2 protein-coding genes are annotated in these 1,521 nt (G+C 36.2%); both read left to right on the top strand.

Going from position 1 to position 1,521, the window contains the following annotated elements; genetic code table 11:
* Positions 1 to 849 (top strand): N-acetylneuraminate synthase family protein (locus tag BZG82_RS15980; RefSeq protein ID WP_077766315.1); only part of this gene is annotated, 849 nt, incomplete at its 5' end.
* 69 nt (positions 850 to 918) lie between these two features.
* Positions 919 to 1,521: polysaccharide pyruvyl transferase family protein (locus tag BZG82_RS15975; RefSeq protein WP_131826256.1), on the top strand; the 603-nt coding region annotated here is incomplete at its 3' end.

Genomic DNA, 1,521 nt, shown 5'->3' with positions numbered 1-1,521 from the left:
GACTTAACAAAAGAACCTACTACAACACAACATGGATTATTTCAGAAACATGATAGATTCAATAAGGAAGACTATCAAGTATTGTGTAATTACAGTCGAGATCTTGGTATAGACTTTATGTCTACACCATTTGACTATGAATCAGCTGATTATCTTTACGATATGATTGATATCTATAAAATTTCTTCCTCTGATCTAACCAATACTCCGTTTATTGAGTATATAGCTAAGAAAGGCAAGCCTATTTACTTATCAACGGGCGCCTCTTATATTTCGGAAATCGAAAAAGCTGTACGCGTTATCTTAGATGCGGGTTGTACTAATCTCTGTGTCATGCATTGCGTACTCTCTTATCCGACTAAAGATGAGGATGCAAACCTAGGAATGATTAGCCACTTAAAAACGATATTCCCTCAGTTAGAAATTGGATATAGTGACCATACTTTACCGGATCCATCAATGACAATTCTAACTGCAGCTTATATGTTAGGAGCCACGGTTATTGAAAAGCACTTTACACTAGATAAAACGATGCCAGGTAATGATCACTACCATGCAATGGACCACAATGACCTTAGAAGAGCAAGTGAAAATTTTGAACTGTTGAGTAAGGTTTATGGCTCAAATATCAAATCGGTATTGCCATGTGAAACGATACCGAGACGTGAGGCCCGCCGTTCTCTAGTTATTACTAATAATTTGAGTGCGGGAGATAAGATCAAGCCTGAACACCTAATGAGTAAGCGCCCAGGTACTGGAATTAGCCCGGAATATATTGATGTTGTATTAGGAAGAGAAATAAAGAGAGACGTGGAAGAAGATACAGTCCTTACTTGGGATATGATTTGATTAAACATAAGTTTTAATAAGATGCTGATATTGATATCAGCGTCTTAATAGTCAACGAAAAGCCGAAAAATGAAAAAAAAACCATATTATGTTATCCTTACCGGTTCAAAAAATAACGCCGGGGATTTTCTAATCAAGTACCGTGCGAAAGAAATATTTCAAAGAATAAGACCAGATCGAGAGATCGTCGATATTAATGGTTGGGAAAAATTCAGCGCTGAAACGCTTGAAATAGTGAATAATTCTGAAGCGTTAATCTTAATGGGAGGGCCTGCTTTACAACAACACATGTATCCAAAAATTTACCCCTTAGTTGATGAACTTTCCGATATTACCACAAAGATAGTTATGATGGGTGTGGGCTGGAAGTCTTTGAGTGGAAACTGGATTGATAGTGTCTACTATCCTTTAGGAAAGCAATGTATAGAGCTTATAGATAGAATAAAAAGTGACGGTTTAACGAATAGTGTTAGAGACTATCATACCAAAAATGTACTCAATWTAGCGGGACTAGAAAATGTTTTGATGACTGGTTGCCCTGCGTCGTATGTCCCTAATTATTTTAACAATCCTTTAGAAGAAAAGAAATATAAAAAAATTTCGTTTTCGTTGGGGGTTTCTTTTATAAACTCTAAAAAAATGCTCAACCAGATGAAGGTTACAATACAATAC

Source organism: Salinivibrio sp. PR5, assembly GCF_001996085.1.
Taxonomy (GTDB): Bacteria; Pseudomonadota; Gammaproteobacteria; order Enterobacterales; family Vibrionaceae; genus Salinivibrio; species Salinivibrio proteolyticus.
Note: the sequence above shows the minus strand (reverse complement) of the source record. Positions and strands in the feature narration are given on the sequence as shown.